Here is a 15,150-nt window from a genome sequence, read left to right as displayed (position 1 = left end):
GAGGTCAGGGGTTCGATCCCCCTAGGCTCCACCAAACTTACCAATCCAAAACCCTTGTGTATCAAGGGTTTTTTTGTTTTTATGTGAAGTGTGCCGTACACACGATTTTTCAAAATTATCGTTTTGGGGCCGAATTGGGGACGAATTATGAATTTCGTCTTTTCAATTGGTTGAATGTTTGAATAGCTTCTTTATTCATCTTCTCAATTGCGTGAGTATACATATTACCAGTCGTTCTTATGTCTGCATGTCCAAGAAGTGACTGGATTTGTTTAATAGGTACATTTTTACTCATTAGATATGTGGCAGCTGTATGTCTGAGGCCATGAAATGGTAAATGCTTTAATTTGTTTTTCTTCAGGAATTTCCTGAACCACCATGTTGGTGTTGTGTGGAACATTGGTAATCCATTGTCCTGACCAAAAAGCAACAGCCTATCACCGCCTTGCCACTTGTCTCCGAAAAACAACTTATTTCTTTTTACTTCATTGATTCGTTTTTTTAGAATAGGTAAAACTTCATCAGCTACTGGAATTGTACGCCGGGACTTTTTGGTTTTTACATCCTTAAAAATGGTCTGCTTATTAGCATATGCCAATGACTGACGAACTTGAATATATGCTGATTCAACACCATTTTCTTTTTCAATAAAGATATGTTTGATTATATCAAGAGCAAGCAGCTCACCACGACGCATACCAGTTGTGGCAGCTAATTCAATCATAACACGCCATTTAAGAGGGGCATCCTCCAGCAACTCAAACATTGTAAACAACTCGTCTTCGTCCATAAAATCTTTTTCCTCAGTATCCAGCTTAGGACGTTTTATTTCTCCGGCTGGATTGTTCTTTATTAATTTCCATTCGACAGCACGATCAAGTATATCCTTAAGTACGCGGTGTATATATCTTCTGGATGTGCTGCTTAATCCCCCTTCCTTTCCGTCTTTACGAGCGCCTGGTTCTGATAATTTATCCAAAAAAGTTACTACGTGTAGTGGTTTTATTTGGTCAATACGCATATGACCAAACATAGGGATTATGTGGTTTTTTAAGTGACGATGATAGTTTTCTAGGGTGGTCCCTTCTAAATGCTTAACTGCGTACTTACGTGCCCATTCATTCATAAACTCTTCGAATTTCATTTTTTCAGGTGAAATGTATTCGCCTGCTTCAACCTCAATTTTGAATTTAGCAAGTTCAGTTTCAAGATGATCTTTAAGTTTCTTTGTGGTTTTCAATAACGCTGGATCGTCTACAGTAACGGTTTTTCTCTTGCGGTCCCTTTCACCATTTGGAAGCAATCCAACATCTACGCTTAAACGCCAGCTGTTATTTCCTCTCTTTTCAATACTACCTTTAGCCATAGTATGACTCCTTTCTTAATTTTAGATCCGATATTAACCAAATCACCTCCTTAACGGGAATGTATGTTCTTTTTTTGGGCGTAGAAAAACAAAAGTTTTCCTAGAAAAAAACTACTGGATAAATAATTTATGTAGTTCAATAAGGGTTCCATAGTGAGTGTAATAATTGCAAATGCTTTCTTCTATCCCCTGTATAAGTAACTTTAAACTAATATGTTGGCTTTCTTCATTTTTCAATATAAAGGATACATTCTAACCAAGCTGAAATGTATTTAAACCTGAATGAACTTGGTTATTAGCTAGTTCCTGAACATAGATATTCTCTTGCAATTTTTGGAATACATCTTCTTCTCTTTTTCTTTACGCTTTGGATAACTCGGCCTAAAATCTGTTCACCAAATAAATATGTTCAGGCCATTGGCTATCTCATAGGAGTTATTTTACTTTTTTTCACGAGTTTATCAATAGTAGCGTCCATTGGCTACATTATCATCTTCTTCTTTACTTCTTCTTGTTCTTATCTTTGATGTCCCAGAACATAGCCTCCATGACGCGAAGAACCTTTTGTCGATCTTCATTATTAATGGGTACACCATCAAACATTATAGGACCATCTTCTAGGAGCATCTTTTTAAAATCTCGTATATCTTCAGGGGATGCCCAAGATGGAAAGGAATAAGCTTTTGGAGCAGGATCATCAATTCTTCCAAGCAAATAATCTGCGTTGGTGTTCAATACGTCCGCGAGCCTACTCAAAATATTGCTAGGTATTTTAGTAATTATACCTCGTTCATAATTCGAAATATTGGCTCTATTCATGTCTAATGCCTCAGCTAAATCATCTTGTGTAAATCCCATTTTATCTCGCAAAGTTTTAATTCTCTCGCCTAAAGAAGACATAAACTTGCACCGCCTCAAAAAAAGATTTATTAATTTCGTAAGTGTCACTTGCGTAATTAATAATTACATGGTAATATTCAGTTACGGAAGATTGGAGGTGAAAACAATGATGCACAAAGAAACAGCAAAATCCGAAGAGAGCCTTCCTAGATACAGATTAATTGAGTTAAGGAGAAAAACTGGCACCCAACGAAAAGTAGCTTCAGATTTGAATATCTCTGAGACTTACTTAAGGCAACTGGAAAAGGGACTAGCTAATCCAGGTGTAAGCCTAATGTTTAAAATAGCGCATTATTTGAAAACAGATGTTTACGACTGCTGGAAGGATTTATCAGGAGAAAGACCCTTTACAGTAAATCTTATGCACAAATAGATTATATACCGTAACCAACACTTTCGCAATAGAGAATTACGTTTATTGATTTATTTTTTTTATTATTTACGTAATTAATAATTACTATTCCTTTGGAGAGATGTTTTATGTCGACTATTGAACAAGCGATCAACGAAATTATTTCTGTTCAAATTGCCGCAGCTGAAAGACGAATACTGGAAAGCTTGAATGCAGCTACAGATAAAACCTTAAATGCAATACAAGCTTCCGAATATCTTGGTATCTCGGAAAAGACGCTTTATAACATGTGTAAAAAGAAACTAATTCCACACCGAAAATTCGGGGCTAAGCTCATGTTCAGTACATTAGCTTTAGATGCTTGGGGTAGGGAACAAGACAAGGTTAATTATCAGCCCCGAGGAAAGGAGAATTAACTTGGAGATTGATATTAACAAAATCAAGGTCAGTGATCGTATCCGCAAGGATTTTGGCGGAATTGAAGAACTGGCTCAAGATATAGAACAAAACGGACTCATTAATCCTATTGTAGTAACACCAGATTATCAGTTAATTGCTGGAGAGCGGCGGTTGAGAGCGCACCAGTTCCTTGGACGCTCAAAAGTGACGGTAAGAGTTATGGAAATCAAGGATTTTGAGCATCAACTTCAGCTTGAGATTTCCGAGAATGAACATCGTAAAGAGTTCACTTTTTCTGAACGAGTAGAATGGGCGCGGCGACTTGAAGAGGTCGAACGCTTTAAGGCCAAGGAGCGCATGGCTGGAGGTACGGAAAATTTTCCTGACCAACCTACCGGGCAAGTACGGGACATTGTAGCGGATCAGGCAGGCTTTGGTTCTGGTAGGCAGTATGACAAGGCAAAATTTATCGCTGAAAATGCCACGCCTGAGATTATCCAGCAGCTTGATGAGGGATTGATTAGCACTCACAAAGCGTTCGTGGAGACGAAAGCCCGATTGGAGGCCGCTGTCCGCGAAGCCGAGGAGAGAGCAGAGCAAGCAGAACTTGACAAGCTTGAGCTGCAAAGACAGTACAAGGATGCCATTCCCGCCGATCAGCTCGATGAAGCTGTGGCTGCTGCTGTAGAGCGGCGCGATGAAGAGGCGGCTGTCTTTATGAAGCAAAAGGAAAAAGAAGCTGAGGCTCTATTGAAACAACGCGACGATTATTGGAAAGGGAAGCTCAAGGAAGACCTGGAAACAGAACACTTTAAAATAGAACAACTAAGAGACGGTTACCAGAGAGCTAAGGAAGAACTTGACGCCATCAAGCTTCAGCAGCCGGGTGAATTTGACGATCAGCAGGCAGCAGCTCAAATGAAGAAACTTCGCTTTGAGGCTGATAGCAACACAATTCAAGTCAGTATCCATGTAAAGCAATTTCTACAGAAGGTCGGAATTACTTCATTCATGCTGGGTGCAATAGGTAGTGCAAGTAGTTCTGAAAAGAAGCGGTTGTCCGAAAGCTTGGACATGCTGGAAGCCTTTATCGAACAGATTCGTCCAGCCGTTAACGGCAGAAAGGTGGTAGAGAAATGACACTAATTAATCCTAATCAGCAGCCGGATTTCTTGTCAGTTGTCGAAAAGCAAATGCAACTGACAGAGGATCAAGGCATGGCAATTCGTGGCCTTGTTGACGGTATCAAGCAAATGCAATTGGATGTAACCGAGAAGGTGGAAGAAGTGCAGATGATGGTTCAGGAAGTCCGAGACAGCGTAACACTCACGGATGCTGAATGTTATCAGTTACAGGATGCAGTAAGAATCAGGTCCATTACACTCACAAAAGATCGTTACAAGGAGACAGATGGAAAATTTAACGAAACGGTCGGAAAATATCGCCGCATGATTTGGAGTAAGTTGAAAGTTTTATTCTCAGTTGCAAAGTACAGTCACATCCGGCGCATTGATTTTGATGATTCCATTTACTTCGTTAAAGACTTTCGTCCAGAAGATTATATCTAAGGGGTGAATGATTATGACTCTACCGGAACTAGCTCGTATCTGGTTCGAAAATGAATTACAGCATGCCATTATTGTTCGTAATATCCGGCGTAAGGAAAAGTCAAATGAGTAGCAAAATTTACTCTATTCCAATCGTGGATGATGAAGGATTCAAATTTACATTAGACCAACCAGCAGACTCACTTATAGCCGCTGTATTACTTATGCATCGCTGGTTGAATTGTCAACATGCAGTAGATATTGAGATGTTACAGCTTACAGAGCGGGATAAGAAAAAGCTTTCTCTTCAAAAGGAAAAAGAACTTACTGAACAAAAGCTTCAGGCCATTCACAAAACTCAATACGCTATTACAGATAGTCTATGGCCTAATCATGTGTGCATCAAAAAAATGAAACCTTTAAAAGAACAAGAAAGACAGTTAAAAGCTAAAATATCTGAACTTGAAGCGGAGATATGGAGCTGAGAGAGTTGGACGAGCATAAACAATCTAGGGTGCTTAGAGCGCAATTACGTGAGTTATATGAGGACAGCATTGACGCTGTTAAATTTGGGCTACCAAATGACGAAATCCAGGCTCAAATAGACTTGCTTACAACTCAGTTGCATGAGCTGGAGAAATCTATGGGTAAGAACGAAGAATACGAGGGGCTTGAGATTCCTAAGCTACCGGGATACAAAATATCTGGTAAAGGGATAGGTATCTGCGAGCATTGTGGGAAAGAAGTATTTCCAGAGCAAAAGTTTCCCGTTCCAAAAGAAGAAGGACTTTTCTGTAATTACTATTGCCGTAAGTTATACCGCAAAAGAATAGACAGAGAAGTCCTAACGAACAATCGTGCTACCAACACGATCATTTAAGAAACATTTCAACGGCAGTATATCACGTATTTTAAAAATTGAAAATAGGAGCGTAATAATATGAATTTAAATAATTTGGTAAATGATGCGATGCAAACTATTCAAAAAGACGGATTTGTTGAGCAGGTCATTAAAAAGCAACTTGAGGTTACTATCAAAAAAGTGGTAGAAGAGTATTTTGGAACTTACGGAGATTTCCGTAAAGAGCTAGAAAATCACGTAAAAGAGCAGTTGCAAATTGATATGAAAAAATTGGGTATCGGCGGATACAATCTTATGGTTTTGAATGAAGTTAAATCTCAGTTGAATGCCGCTCTCCATATTCAAGGTGTTCAAAAAATTAAAGAAAACATTGAACAAATGCTTATCGGTATTAAACCTGAATACAAGTTGTCTGAATTGATTGAAGCAATGAAGGAAGATGAGAATGATGACCATGAACGAGATGGTGAAAAAATATCTTTCATTTTGGAAGGCGAGGAGGATGGGTATCGTCACATCTATTTTGATCCAGAAAGCGAAAGTAGAGATTCGTGGGGTTCTGAAAAATCAAAGTACAGATACAAATATCAACTCCACTTGGACAAAGAAGGACACGTCTATGACTCTAAAATTGATGGTCAGAACCTTTCCAATAACAAAGAGATTATGACATCGTTCTATCATTTTGAAAAATTGATGTTCCAAATTTTTGCGACTGGAGCCAAGGTTATCGTGGATGAAGACGAAGTTGATACTTATTACGGAGAAGAATATTAATAGAGGGTTAAGGAGTGGCTGCATTGTCTCTACAAAAACAACATACGCTCGGAGAGCTTTATAGTCTTGCGGATCAATGCAGTCATGATTACCCTGCTACCCTGGCTCGCAAGATTGAATTGTTGACAGAAGTCCAAGTTATCTTGGGGCGTAAGGCTGCTGATGCTGTAAGAGAGTATAAGCGGATCTATGCTGAGAGAAAGCGTGTTTATGCAGAAGCGTATATTGCGGCAGAGAATCTTAGGGAGCAGCGAGCGGAGTTGGCGGTAATCAAACTTCGCAACCAAGAAGCAGATGCAGAAGCTGATAAGGTCCGCTGGAGTAATGCTGTAGAAAGTAATGACCAGGTAATAAACTCTTTAAAATACAGCCTAAAGGTGCTGCTAGCGGAGTTTGGAAACAACGCCAACGCAAACAGGTAAGTTTATGATTCAAAAGCTGAGAAGAGGTTGAAACATGGCAGAAATAAAATGGATCAAGCTCAGTACTGGCATGTTTGACGACGAAAAAATTAAAATCATCGAAGATATGCCCGAAGCTGACACAATCATTGTTATATGGCTCAAGCTAATGACTATGACAGGAAGATCAAATATGGGCGGTTACATCATGCTAACGGAATCTATTCCTTATACCGAGGATATGCTGATTTCAGTGATTAAAAGGCCGCTTCCAGTAATAAAAATGGCTTTATCAATTTTTGAAAGATTCGGAATGTTAGAAATATCTGAACAAGGGGCTTTCTTTCTACCTAATTGGGAGAAGCACCAGAACACTGAATCTCTTGAAAAAGTACGAGAGTATGAGCGAAAAAGAAAGGCTGATCAAAGGGCCAAACGTAAGAAACTGCAACTTAGCGAACCTAGTCCCGGAAATGTCCCGGACAGTCCCGGCGATGTCACGCCCCTAGAAGTAAGAAGTAAGACTAAAGAAAAAGAAGGTAGTTGTTGTTTAACACCTGAGAATGAAATCAATTCCAAAGATGAGGGGATACCGTCTTCCCGGCAAGGTGCCGTTCCTGCCACTCCTGAAACAGATACTGACTCTGGACAGGATGAAATATCATCTTCGGATATTGATTATCGCAACGCTGTTGCCAACAAATACCTTCAGCGCAGGGGGAAAGGATTGGACATTACAGCAGCCGACGAAACAAGCATTGATGAGTTACAGGCTGCGGGCGTTCCCCTCCAAACCGCTCTAGATGGCATTGACCAGTCCTTTGACAAATTTAAACCAAAGCATCGGCGCGATGAGATACGGAGCCTGAGCTATTGCACGACTATCATTTTCTCCTTGCATGCATTGCGAGAAGTTGTCAGCAAGAGCAAGAAGGTTGAAACACCTTCACCGGATAAAGCGGAACCACAAATAGAAGTCCCTCCAAGCGAATATACCGAAGAGGACATTCAGAGCATGCTTGCAAAACTAAGGGCTAAACAGGGAGGTTGATGCCATATGGAGAGCTTCGGCAAAGAGCTGCAAGCATTAATGCCTGCTGGCTTCGCCAAGAGACAGGCCGCAGTGCTGGAACGTCTAACAAATCATCCTGAGGTCCAGCGCTTGAAATCTGAATATCCTGACAAAACAGAGGATTTGACAGAACCTAAGGGATTTAGGGACCTATCACAGCATATATCCTATTGCGATAAATGCAGCGAGTGCCCGGGTTTGCTGGCTTGCCAGAACGAACAGAAGGGGCATACAAGCGTCGCGGAACCTAGTCCAACCAAAGGTGACGAACTAGTCTTCCGACTTCGGAAATGTCCATTGTTGGTCGCTCACGAAAGAGAGCAGGGGATCGGTCAAAGGATCAAGAGTCATTACATTCCGGCTCACATACTGAATGCGACTTTCGAAGACATTGAACCTGACCCGCAGCGGATATCTGCAATTGCGGCGGCAATAAGTTTCTGTGATGAGTTCGTCCCAGGAGAAACGACAACGGGACTATACTTCTACGGTCAAATGGGTGTAGGCAAAAGCAGAATCGCCGGGGCAATTGCTCAAGAGCTGGCAAAGCGTGACGTTAGTGTGCTAATGGTTTATGTGCCTGATTTCCTGCTGGAAGTAAAGGATGCCATTGGCTCCAAAACAGAAACCGTAGAAAGCAAATTGGACGCATTGAGGACTGCTAAGGTCTTAATTTTAGATGATATTGGAGCGGAGTCTCTTACAACATGGACAAGGGATGAAGTCCTGGGACCCATACTTCAGCGACGCATGGAACGCTTAGCGACCATCTACACATCTAATTTAACCATGAGTGAGCTGAAACATCATTTGGCGAATCCGAAAGACAGCAAGCCGAGCGAACAGAATGACAAAAAAGCGGTCCGGATCATTGAGCGAATAGAACCATTTGTAAAGATACTGCCGGTGGGTGGTAGAAATAGACGGAGGGATTAAGGGTATGTGTAGAACTTGCAGCGGCAGTAAGGTGGCATATCAGTTCAAAGGCTCCATCGTAATGCTGGGACCTTGCCCGGAGTGCAATCCTAATGCGAAAAAGGAGATCAAACCTTATGAATATAGTAGTGGACAGCGCGCTATTAGCTGAGGCTCTGGAAGATGCCAGTAAAGCTATTTCAGCCAAAAGTATCATGCCGATACTTGGTTGCTTTTTGATCGAAGCCAATCAAGAGGGTTTAACTGTGACAGGAACTGATGATAGAGCAACGATACAGTCATATATTTTCGAGGAGCATGTTCAAATCGAACGGAATGGAAAGGTAGTTCTTCCTAAATTATTCTTGGAAATGCTCAAGAAATTAAGCGGTGATGTTCGGATTGAGTCTAAAGATGGTCTGAATGTGATTATCACGTCTCGGAATAAAGAAATAGAAATGTCAGGATTGGACCCTGAGGAATTTCCTCCACCTCCTTCAATAAATGATAATGAATATATTGAAATTACAGGGAAGGACCTAAGGGGATTATTCAAAAAGGCTATCTTTGCAGCAGACATTGATGGTAAAGGCATGCCTATACTAACTGGAGCAAATGTCTACCTAAAGAACGGGAAAATAGGAATGGAAGCCACCAATAGGCATCGCCTTTCAAAAACAGAAAAGGATATTGAACCGGGCGATTTTGGTAGTGCTGTGATCGAAGCGAGAGGTCTGGTTGAACTACTGAAGATCATTACAGATAAGGACGATGTTCAATTTGGCTTTTCAAAGGGGAAAGATAATCAGATAGTCTATGCCTTTGCTCGCACAGAGAGATTCACTTTTTACTCTCGTGTTCTGGAAGGCGAGTATCCAGACATACACCAGATGGTCATTGTTCCTGAAAGTGGTACGAGGATTGAGATAAATAAACGAGAATTTTTGGAGTCCGTTGAACTTATTTACACTCTGGCAAAAGAAGAAAAAAATAATATGGTTAGGCTTGATGTGACTGAAAAAGAAATAAATATTCGCGGAAAAGGAAAACAAACGGGCAAGGCCAGCGAAAGTATTGTTCCTATTAAGTTCACGGGACAGGAGTTAACAATTTCCTTGAATTCTAAGTATGCTATGGATGCTTTAAGAGCTTTGGATGGAGAAAAAATCACCTTGGTTTTTGCAGGAAAAATGAAGTCTATTTTCATTCTTAGCAATGAAGATAATCAAAGCATTCATATTGTACAACCTTATAGGACGGTAGATTAATGAGTAAATATAATGCTAAAAAGGTCATTGTCACGGAGGATGGAACGTTATTTGAGGAATGGATCGTAAAAAGGTATGAACTAGATGTGATAGGTACTCTCTTTGATAGCAAAGCAGAGGGAGAGTATTGCCAAGAACTCCTTCGGCAGCGCAAGTATGGAGAAATCAAAGACTTCAAGTGCCATCCTGTATTTATACTACAGGAGAAACCAAAAGTGACCTACATTGCTGATTTTTTGGTCACTAATCTGGACGATACTCAGCGAGTAATAGATATCAAGGGTATTGAGACATCGACATTCCGTGTCAAACTGAAACTATTCCAAGCAAAATATCCAACTTTACCCATAGATATACTCATGAAAAAACGAGGAGAATTTATTCCGATCAAGCAGTTTAAGAAAGAAAAAGCAGATCGGAAACGAGCTATCAATAAACTTTTAAAACAAGCAGAAGGGAAGATGAAACATGCCAGAACTGACCGGAATGCAAGTCAAATTCACCGTAATCAAAAATGAGGATGCTGAGAATTATCTTGATGATCGGGATAAAAGTGAGTTGTCCCGTATTCTTTGGAAAATCCAAGAGCTGCGACATCTGGATGGGAAGCCAGCTTTAAATACCTATCTGGTAGTTAACACCGACGAAACATATGCGGCTGATATTGTCCGCATCATGCAAGCTAACAACCATTGGGGACCAGTAAGTGATCCTAATCAGGCGGAGATGCAATATGAAGGGGATACACTGGCGCTACCGTAATCAAAGTCATTCAATTGAATTCAATCAAAAAAGGAGTGGCAACCAGCATGGATCAAACAAACGTCATTAAAACGCCTGGTGAGAAACCGTTTTCGATAACGGAGGTAAGAAGGATCAAAACAATACAACACAGAAGAAAAAAGCAGCGTCCAGAGGTAACGAAGCGGATTATTGAACTGCTGGACAAACAAAATGAGAAAGGTCTTAAAAAGTACGGAACAACCATAGATCAGGTATCCGATCAGTCATATGACTGGAAGTTGATGGCGATGGAGGAGATGGTTGACCTAATTCAGTATCAGCAAAAGGAAATCATGCGGCTCGAAAGGCTTCTTAATCCGGTCTAAGTGGGAAATAAAAAGGAGCATAGAGGTCATGTTTCCTCTTGCTCCTCAACAAATAAATCTTCAATGGAAATATTAAGTGCTTTTGAGATCGAGAATAAAATATTTGCTTCGTGACGCTCATTTTTGTCGAATCGACTGATAGAAGCTTGCGGAACTCCACTAAGTTCAGATAGTTGATTTTGGGTCATATCCCTTTCTTTCAAAATGTTTGTCAAATTGGGACGAACCCTAACAACCTTAGCCATGATATCACCTCAATACAATGCATTATACGATGTTGTATATTTTTTATCAATATCTATTGACTGAATATGCAAAGTCGTATATTATTGGATTATAAACCAATATGCAATATTGTATATCGTATAATACATAATAATTAGAGAAGGGGAGTTAGACATGACAGAATCCGATATTTTGTATGAAAACGGAAACTACTGGGTATGTGCATCCAAAAAAGGCGGATATGAGGTTTATCGCAATACCATTACGCACAGCGTTCGGTGCGCGATTATCGGATACAAAGGTAATGAAGGACTGGCGCGGGCAAAAGCGGAATGCAATAGACGGTCCGCGCATGACAGCAAAGTTGAAAGTTCGTCTGAGCGAACGAAAACAGGCCATTAAGCTCAGAGCGTTCACCGGGATCATCCGGTGAGGTTGGCACAAGCCAAATAAGCGCAGGAAATTTTTCCTGAACTATCTGGAGGGATGACTTTATGAAAAATCACAGTATGGTAGCGGCCTTACGAAGGGAGTTGGAAAAGTCTCTTCCTGCACCTTTAACCCCTGAGCAAATAACATTGTTGGATCAAGCTGAAAAGCTTTTTGGACAAGCCTATCAGGCAGGGTATAAGGCAGCTCAGTTCTTTGGTGGCGATGAATGGAACAACAACGCTTGCTTGGGGTATGCAATTCTTGGCGCTAAGAAGTTGGGTTATAGCGAAGAACAGACCAAAAATCTTGTCCGGTCAATCTATCGAGAGTTTGACTTCAAGAGTATTGAGGATGCCAGAACAGTTTATAACCAATCTCCTTATTAAGAGTGACTGCAACATTGTATTGGAACAAGTAACACTGTACTGTAACTGAAAAAAGTAGGAGGGTGGATATGACGAAACAAGAGGCTGATGAATTTACCACAGCTTTATCAGAACGTTACATTCAGATTCAAAAATATAGTTCTCATAACAATGAATTGTTAAGTTTATGGGACGATGTTATTGAAACCTTACCGCCAGATATAAAGCGTGGATTTGAAGAAAAATATGATCACCTTGTAAGGGAGAGTAGTTCGTGAAAAAGCTCGACTTGAACAAGCTTGATGAAGAGCCTATCGAAGTGCAGCAGGCCGTAGCCTTCTATGCATCCCATACAATAAGTAAAGTGCATGTAACAACGAAAGAAAGATATGAATATTATTCCATTTTAGAGGAAGCAGGATTGCTTGAACCTCTAAAATCCGTAGTGGGGCCGTAGCGGTTTAGGCTCAAAATATAAGCATAAGCACAGGAAATACGAATCAATCTGTTGGAAAGGTGGCGAGGGAGAATGTCTCATCAAACATTCTGGAAACCGGAGAAAAAAGTCAAAGAGAAGAAATCGTACAGCAGCCTTGGACAGCGAAAGAAAAGCAAAAAGTCGATTCCAGAATGGAAGAAAGACATCTTTGCTCACCACCAATCACGTCCGTCACGAGCTGACCGAGCAGAATTTCCACTCGAAGTAATTTCTGAATTAATAGATGAGACACAAGGCCTCTGCCAATGTGGATGTGGTCGTAAATCCACTCAAACCCATCATGTCATGCCAAGAGGCAGAAGCGGACGCGGTGTAAAGACAAATGCAATGCGTGTTTGCGATACCTGTCATGATCGTATCCAGACAAACGAGGAAGAGCTTCAAGGATGGATATCAACATACTCTCTGATTCACGGTCCTAGATTTTGGTTTGACGAGCAAGATTGGGAAGAGTTCAACCGCAAGCAGGCGGCACAGGAGCGTTTAGAAGCCCAAAAGCAGGAACGATTGGATTCTATAAAGCCAGTCATGGAATTGCTTGCTACAGCGGCGGGACGCTCATTAAAAAGCAAAGAGATTCGGTTGCTAGAGTCTATGGATACTAAGCAAATGAGCGTGTTTGGCATCATGATATCCGATGCCTTGAACAATTACAGTAGACCAGCACCATCTTATGGTTATGGAGAGCGCTTTGAGGATTAAATCTATAGCCCCCAAGGGCAGAGAGGACATAACAATGGAAATCGTTATTAATAGATGTTTCGGAGGATTCGGGTTATCGACTGCCGCATTTCACAAGCTGATTGAATTAGGTTGGAGGGTAACTGTTTATACGGAAGACGTTGAATATGCCGATCCAACAGCGGAATTAGTTGTTAGTGAACCTAGTTTTGGCTTTCCACCTTACCACTTCATAAGCAATAAAACTAAGGAAATACGTACAAACAAAGATGTAATTGCAGTCGTCAAGGCGCTTGGAGATAAAGCGAACGGTCCTTGTGCAAAGTTGAAAATAGTCGAGGTGCCGGATGATATTGAATGGCATATCACGAACTATGACGGATTGGAAACAGTGGCAGAAGAACACAGAGTGTGGAGTTAGGCCCAGGGGATAAGAAGGAGGGAACAGCCCTCCATAAGGGGGATAGACATATGCAATATGGATTGTCGGGGTTCCTGGCTCCAGACGGTATTTTCTATGAATGCAAATATGGAGAACATCGGGGATTGGCTGCTGAGCTGGTTCAGCAATATCATATTAGATTTTTTGACGGCGACAGCAATAAGGTGCCGGAATTTATTAAATTCGGATGTGCTCATGGCGTTGGAAAGGCAGGTAATGGCGCTTGCCACGCTTTCATGTGGTCGGAACCTACTGGCGAACAAATATCATGGCTGCTTGAAAACTTGGAACGTATGACATACGTACAGCAGCGATCCATTTTGAGCCATCTGGATGCATTCGGAATTGATGTTTAAGGGGGATACACCCCCTACTACCTATACCAAAGGAGAGATACAGATGGAATTTACGAGAGATAACATAAAAAACGTTGAAGTCGGACCTGAGTTAGATTCACTGGTTGGCACATTTGCAACTAAAGTAGCGCCGGAAATCAAATGGTGGGTGATGGATGACGCAGAGACAATAATTTACGACGAATGCAACTATGAGTCTGATGCGAGAGACGCGCTAAATAAACGGGTATACGAGGGTCTTAAAATCTCCAAAAAGGAAATATATCGTAACTACTCGACATCGGTTTCAGATGCCTTTAAGGTTTTAGAGATTTTTAAAGATCGAGGCTACCTATTCACCGTTAAAAATCTTGCAGGAGGCGCTTGGGAGGTATCCCTTACGGATTGGGATGGTCGATGCGACATATCTAGCGCACAAGCAGCGACTCCGGCGGAGGCTATCTGTAGGGCCGCGCTGAGAGCTGCATTACGCAGAAAAGAGAGGGGTGAGGCATAACAGCCTCTTACCCTATACCCCTATATACCAAAGGAGGGAATCAATTTGGATGGACTCGTTATTAAGCCTAGATGGGCAGATATGATCCTATCGGGCATTAAAACGTGGGAGATTCGCGGCAGCAAGACTCATAAGCGCGGCACCATCGGCATTATCAAGAGTGGCAGTGGACTTGTATATGGGATGGTAGAACTGGTTGATTGCGTACCGTTGCATGGCCCTGATGATGTGGACCTGATATTAGGCAACCAAGACAAACATCATGTAGCGCTGGGAGCTATCAAATATCGAAAGCCTTGGGCGTGGGTGATGAAAAATCCAATCATTTACCCGGAGCCTGTACCTTATAAACATCCACAAGGGGCAGTAATATGGGTTAGGTTGCCGAAAACAGTATACCAAGGAGGCGGTAAAGGTGAGTGAACGGTTAATGTATCTCGCTGACAGAGCTAAAGGCATGCTGACAGAGCGACAAGCCCGTAAAGGCATATTGTCTGCTTGGGAAGCGGATCATGTAGAGCTTGCGGAGGGAGTTAATCTCTTGTTGGAGCAGCTTGCAGAGAGGGACGCAGTTATACGCCGCCTGACTTATAAACTGCATGAAGCCCGTCAGGCATTAGGGGAGTAACCACCAATACAATACGCTCTGTCACCCTGACGGAGCGTTGGAAGGATGATAGATATGT

28 protein-coding genes are annotated in these 15,150 nt (G+C 41.5%); 25 read left to right on the top strand and 3 right to left on the bottom strand.

Annotated elements, in window-relative coordinates; genetic code table 11:
• Positions 1–145: 145 nt before the first annotated feature.
• Both L693_RS0116705 and L693_RS0116700 read right to left on the bottom strand, forming a co-directional pair.
• Positions 146–1,366 carry a tyrosine-type recombinase/integrase gene (locus L693_RS0116705; RefSeq protein ID WP_025718433.1) on the bottom strand — a complete coding sequence of 407 codons (1,221 nt, stop codon included), beginning with the start codon at positions 1,364–1,366 and terminating at the stop codon, positions 146–148.
• A 501-nt stretch (positions 1,367–1,867) separates the two neighbouring features.
• On the bottom strand, positions 1,868–2,266 hold the full coding sequence (locus L693_RS0116700) for a helix-turn-helix domain-containing protein (protein ID WP_025718431.1): 399 nt from the start codon (positions 2,264–2,266) through the stop codon (positions 1,868–1,870).
• A 106-nt stretch (positions 2,267–2,372) separates the two neighbouring features.
• On the opposite strand from L693_RS0116700, the gene L693_RS30675 reads away from it, so the two are divergent.
• The 15 genes from L693_RS30675 (at position 2,373) to L693_RS0116625 (ending at position 10,968) form a co-directional block, all read left to right on the top strand.
• Complete coding sequence (locus tag L693_RS30675) at positions 2,373–2,639, top strand: helix-turn-helix domain-containing protein (RefSeq protein ID WP_025718430.1); 267 nt, start codon at positions 2,373–2,375, stop codon at positions 2,637–2,639.
• 107 nt (positions 2,640–2,746) lie between these two features.
• Positions 2,747–3,034 carry a helix-turn-helix domain-containing protein gene (locus L693_RS0116690; protein ID WP_025718428.1) on the top strand — a complete coding sequence of 96 codons (288 nt, stop codon included), beginning with the start codon at positions 2,747–2,749 and terminating at the stop codon, positions 3,032–3,034.
• A 1-nt stretch (position 3,035) separates the two neighbouring features.
• Entirely contained in the window at positions 3,036–4,157 is a 1,122-nt protein-coding gene (locus L693_RS0116685; protein ID WP_025718425.1) for a ParB N-terminal domain-containing protein, read from the top strand.
• Positions 4,154–4,585: an ORF6C domain-containing protein gene (locus tag L693_RS0116680; protein ID WP_025718423.1), complete on the top strand. Its 432-nt coding sequence runs from the start codon at positions 4,154–4,156 to the stop codon at positions 4,583–4,585. The genes L693_RS0116685 and L693_RS0116680 overlap by 4 nt, the downstream gene beginning before the upstream one ends.
• A 104-nt stretch (positions 4,586–4,689) precedes the next feature.
• Positions 4,690–5,049 (top strand): hypothetical protein, encoded by a 360-nt coding sequence (locus tag L693_RS0116670; protein WP_025718421.1) that lies wholly within the window; start codon positions 4,690–4,692, stop codon positions 5,047–5,049.
• Between the two features lie 5 nt (positions 5,050–5,054).
• Entirely contained in the window at positions 5,055–5,444 is a 390-nt protein-coding gene (locus L693_RS0116665; RefSeq protein ID WP_231503678.1) for a hypothetical protein, read from the top strand.
• 60 nt (positions 5,445–5,504) lie between these two features.
• Complete coding sequence (locus L693_RS0116660) at positions 5,505–6,203, top strand: hypothetical protein (RefSeq protein ID WP_025718417.1); 699 nt, start codon at positions 5,505–5,507, stop codon at positions 6,201–6,203.
• A 14-nt stretch (positions 6,204–6,217) separates the two neighbouring features.
• A complete protein-coding gene (locus L693_RS0116655; protein WP_231503677.1) occupies positions 6,218–6,625 on the top strand; it encodes a hypothetical protein in 408 nt (135 codons plus the stop codon).
• Between the two features lie 34 nt (positions 6,626–6,659).
• A complete protein-coding gene (locus L693_RS0116650) occupies positions 6,660–7,655 on the top strand; it encodes a phage replisome organizer N-terminal domain-containing protein (RefSeq protein WP_025718413.1) in 996 nt (331 codons plus the stop codon).
• A gap of 6 nt (positions 7,656–7,661) precedes the next feature.
• On the top strand, positions 7,662–8,612 hold the full coding sequence (dnaI, locus tag L693_RS0116645; RefSeq protein ID WP_025718411.1) for a primosomal protein DnaI: 951 nt from the start codon (positions 7,662–7,664) through the stop codon (positions 8,610–8,612).
• Between the two features lie 4 nt (positions 8,613–8,616).
• A complete protein-coding gene (locus tag L693_RS31525) occupies positions 8,617–8,763 on the top strand; it encodes a hypothetical protein (RefSeq protein ID WP_231503676.1) in 147 nt (48 codons plus the stop codon).
• Positions 8,729–9,859 carry a DNA polymerase III subunit beta gene (dnaN, locus tag L693_RS0116640; RefSeq protein ID WP_025718409.1) on the top strand — a complete coding sequence of 377 codons (1,131 nt, stop codon included), beginning with the start codon at positions 8,729–8,731 and terminating at the stop codon, positions 9,857–9,859. Before L693_RS31525 ends, dnaN begins: the two co-directional genes overlap by 35 nt.
• Entirely contained in the window at positions 9,859–10,377 is a 519-nt protein-coding gene (locus tag L693_RS0116635) for a DUF1064 domain-containing protein (protein ID WP_025718408.1), read from the top strand. Before dnaN ends, L693_RS0116635 begins: the two co-directional genes overlap by 1 nt.
• Positions 10,328–10,621: a hypothetical protein gene (locus L693_RS0116630; protein WP_197029983.1), complete on the top strand. Its 294-nt coding sequence runs from the start codon at positions 10,328–10,330 to the stop codon at positions 10,619–10,621. The genes L693_RS0116635 and L693_RS0116630 overlap by 50 nt, the downstream gene beginning before the upstream one ends.
• 47 nt (positions 10,622–10,668) lie before the next feature.
• Entirely contained in the window at positions 10,669–10,968 is a 300-nt protein-coding gene (locus L693_RS0116625; RefSeq protein WP_231503675.1) for a hypothetical protein, read from the top strand.
• A gap of 26 nt (positions 10,969–10,994) precedes the next feature.
• Here L693_RS0116625 and L693_RS0116620 read toward each other — a convergent pair whose 3' ends face one another.
• A complete protein-coding gene (locus L693_RS0116620; RefSeq protein ID WP_025718405.1) occupies positions 10,995–11,213 on the bottom strand; it encodes a helix-turn-helix domain-containing protein in 219 nt (72 codons plus the stop codon).
• 154 nt (positions 11,214–11,367) lie between these two features.
• Between L693_RS0116620 and L693_RS0116615 the strand changes: the two genes are divergently transcribed.
• The 10 genes from L693_RS0116615 to L693_RS0116570 all read left to right on the top strand — a co-directional run bounded on the left by L693_RS0116615 (position 11,368) and on the right by L693_RS0116570 (position 15,092).
• Positions 11,368–11,595: a hypothetical protein gene (locus L693_RS0116615; protein ID WP_025718404.1), complete on the top strand. Its 228-nt coding sequence runs from the start codon at positions 11,368–11,370 to the stop codon at positions 11,593–11,595.
• A 92-nt stretch (positions 11,596–11,687) separates the two neighbouring features.
• Positions 11,688–12,011, top strand: a complete 324-nt coding sequence (locus tag L693_RS0116610; protein ID WP_025718402.1) for a hypothetical protein — start codon at positions 11,688–11,690, stop codon at positions 12,009–12,011.
• Positions 12,012–12,079: 68 nt separating this feature from the next.
• Positions 12,080–12,268, top strand: a complete 189-nt coding sequence (locus L693_RS0116605) for a hypothetical protein (protein ID WP_025718401.1) — start codon at positions 12,080–12,082, stop codon at positions 12,266–12,268.
• On the top strand, positions 12,265–12,447 hold the full coding sequence (locus L693_RS0116600; RefSeq protein ID WP_025718399.1) for a hypothetical protein: 183 nt from the start codon (positions 12,265–12,267) through the stop codon (positions 12,445–12,447). The genes L693_RS0116605 and L693_RS0116600 overlap by 4 nt, the downstream gene beginning before the upstream one ends.
• Before the next feature lie 72 nt (positions 12,448–12,519).
• Positions 12,520–13,191, top strand: a complete 672-nt coding sequence (locus L693_RS0116595; protein WP_025718397.1) for a hypothetical protein — start codon at positions 12,520–12,522, stop codon at positions 13,189–13,191.
• 34 nt (positions 13,192–13,225) lie between these two features.
• Positions 13,226–13,591 carry a hypothetical protein gene (locus L693_RS0116590; protein WP_155983860.1) on the top strand — a complete coding sequence of 122 codons (366 nt, stop codon included), beginning with the start codon at positions 13,226–13,228 and terminating at the stop codon, positions 13,589–13,591.
• A 50-nt stretch (positions 13,592–13,641) separates the two neighbouring features.
• Positions 13,642–13,968 carry a hypothetical protein gene (locus L693_RS0116585; RefSeq protein ID WP_025718393.1) on the top strand — a complete coding sequence of 109 codons (327 nt, stop codon included), beginning with the start codon at positions 13,642–13,644 and terminating at the stop codon, positions 13,966–13,968.
• A 43-nt stretch (positions 13,969–14,011) separates the two neighbouring features.
• Positions 14,012–14,464: a BC1872 family protein gene (locus L693_RS0116580; protein ID WP_025718392.1), complete on the top strand. Its 453-nt coding sequence runs from the start codon at positions 14,012–14,014 to the stop codon at positions 14,462–14,464.
• A gap of 45 nt (positions 14,465–14,509) precedes the next feature.
• Entirely contained in the window at positions 14,510–14,887 is a 378-nt protein-coding gene (locus L693_RS0116575; RefSeq protein ID WP_025718390.1) for an ASCH domain-containing protein, read from the top strand.
• Positions 14,880–15,092: a hypothetical protein gene (locus L693_RS0116570; protein WP_025718388.1), complete on the top strand. Its 213-nt coding sequence runs from the start codon at positions 14,880–14,882 to the stop codon at positions 15,090–15,092. The genes L693_RS0116575 and L693_RS0116570 overlap by 8 nt, the downstream gene beginning before the upstream one ends.
• The last annotated feature ends 58 nt before the right edge of the window (positions 15,093–15,150 follow it).

The organism is Paenibacillus sp. 1-18, assembly GCF_000520755.1.
GTDB lineage: Bacteria > Bacillota > Bacilli > Paenibacillales > Paenibacillaceae > Paenibacillus > Paenibacillus brasilensis.
This window is presented reverse-complemented; position numbering and strand designations above follow the sequence as displayed.

Bases quoted from the DNA above. Each gene is read 5' to 3' on its own strand.
- L693_RS0116630 (WP_197029983.1), top strand. From the start codon at position 10,328: ATGCCAGAACTGACCGGAATGCAAGTCAAATTCACCGTAATCAAAAAT.
- L693_RS0116590 (WP_155983860.1), top strand. From the start codon at position 13,226: ATGGAAATCGTTATTAATAGATGTTTCGGAGGATTCGGGTTATCGACT.
- L693_RS0116610 (WP_025718402.1), top strand. From the start codon at position 11,688: ATGAAAAATCACAGTATGGTAGCGGCCTTACGAAGGGAGTTGGAAAAG.
- L693_RS0116650 (WP_025718413.1), top strand. From the start codon at position 6,660: ATGGCAGAAATAAAATGGATCAAGCTCAGTACTGGCATGTTTGACGAC.
- L693_RS0116595 (WP_025718397.1), top strand. From the start codon at position 12,520: ATGTCTCATCAAACATTCTGGAAACCGGAGAAAAAAGTCAAAGAGAAG.
- L693_RS0116660 (WP_025718417.1), top strand. From the start codon at position 5,505: ATGAATTTAAATAATTTGGTAAATGATGCGATGCAAACTATTCAAAAA.
- L693_RS0116670 (WP_025718421.1), top strand. From the start codon at position 4,690: ATGAGTAGCAAAATTTACTCTATTCCAATCGTGGATGATGAAGGATTC.
- L693_RS0116605 (WP_025718401.1), top strand. From the start codon at position 12,080: ATGACGAAACAAGAGGCTGATGAATTTACCACAGCTTTATCAGAACGT.
- dnaN (WP_025718409.1), top strand. From the start codon at position 8,729: ATGAATATAGTAGTGGACAGCGCGCTATTAGCTGAGGCTCTGGAAGAT.
- L693_RS0116700 (WP_025718431.1), bottom strand. From the start codon at position 2,266: ATGTCTTCTTTAGGCGAGAGAATTAAAACTTTGCGAGATAAAATGGGA.
- L693_RS0116705 (WP_025718433.1), bottom strand. From the start codon at position 1,366: ATGGCTAAAGGTAGTATTGAAAAGAGAGGAAATAACAGCTGGCGTTTA.
- L693_RS31525 (WP_231503676.1), top strand. From the start codon at position 8,617: ATGTGTAGAACTTGCAGCGGCAGTAAGGTGGCATATCAGTTCAAAGGC.
- L693_RS0116625 (WP_231503675.1), top strand. From the start codon at position 10,669: ATGGATCAAACAAACGTCATTAAAACGCCTGGTGAGAAACCGTTTTCG.
- dnaI (WP_025718411.1), top strand. From the start codon at position 7,662: ATGGAGAGCTTCGGCAAAGAGCTGCAAGCATTAATGCCTGCTGGCTTC.
- L693_RS30675 (WP_025718430.1), top strand. From the start codon at position 2,373: ATGATGCACAAAGAAACAGCAAAATCCGAAGAGAGCCTTCCTAGATAC.
- L693_RS0116635 (WP_025718408.1), top strand. From the start codon at position 9,859: ATGAGTAAATATAATGCTAAAAAGGTCATTGTCACGGAGGATGGAACG.
- L693_RS0116585 (WP_025718393.1), top strand. From the start codon at position 13,642: ATGCAATATGGATTGTCGGGGTTCCTGGCTCCAGACGGTATTTTCTAT.
- L693_RS0116690 (WP_025718428.1), top strand. From the start codon at position 2,747: ATGTCGACTATTGAACAAGCGATCAACGAAATTATTTCTGTTCAAATT.
- L693_RS0116680 (WP_025718423.1), top strand. From the start codon at position 4,154: ATGACACTAATTAATCCTAATCAGCAGCCGGATTTCTTGTCAGTTGTC.
- L693_RS0116620 (WP_025718405.1), bottom strand. From the start codon at position 11,213: ATGGCTAAGGTTGTTAGGGTTCGTCCCAATTTGACAAACATTTTGAAA.
- L693_RS0116615 (WP_025718404.1), top strand. From the start codon at position 11,368: ATGACAGAATCCGATATTTTGTATGAAAACGGAAACTACTGGGTATGT.
- L693_RS0116580 (WP_025718392.1), top strand. From the start codon at position 14,012: ATGGAATTTACGAGAGATAACATAAAAAACGTTGAAGTCGGACCTGAG.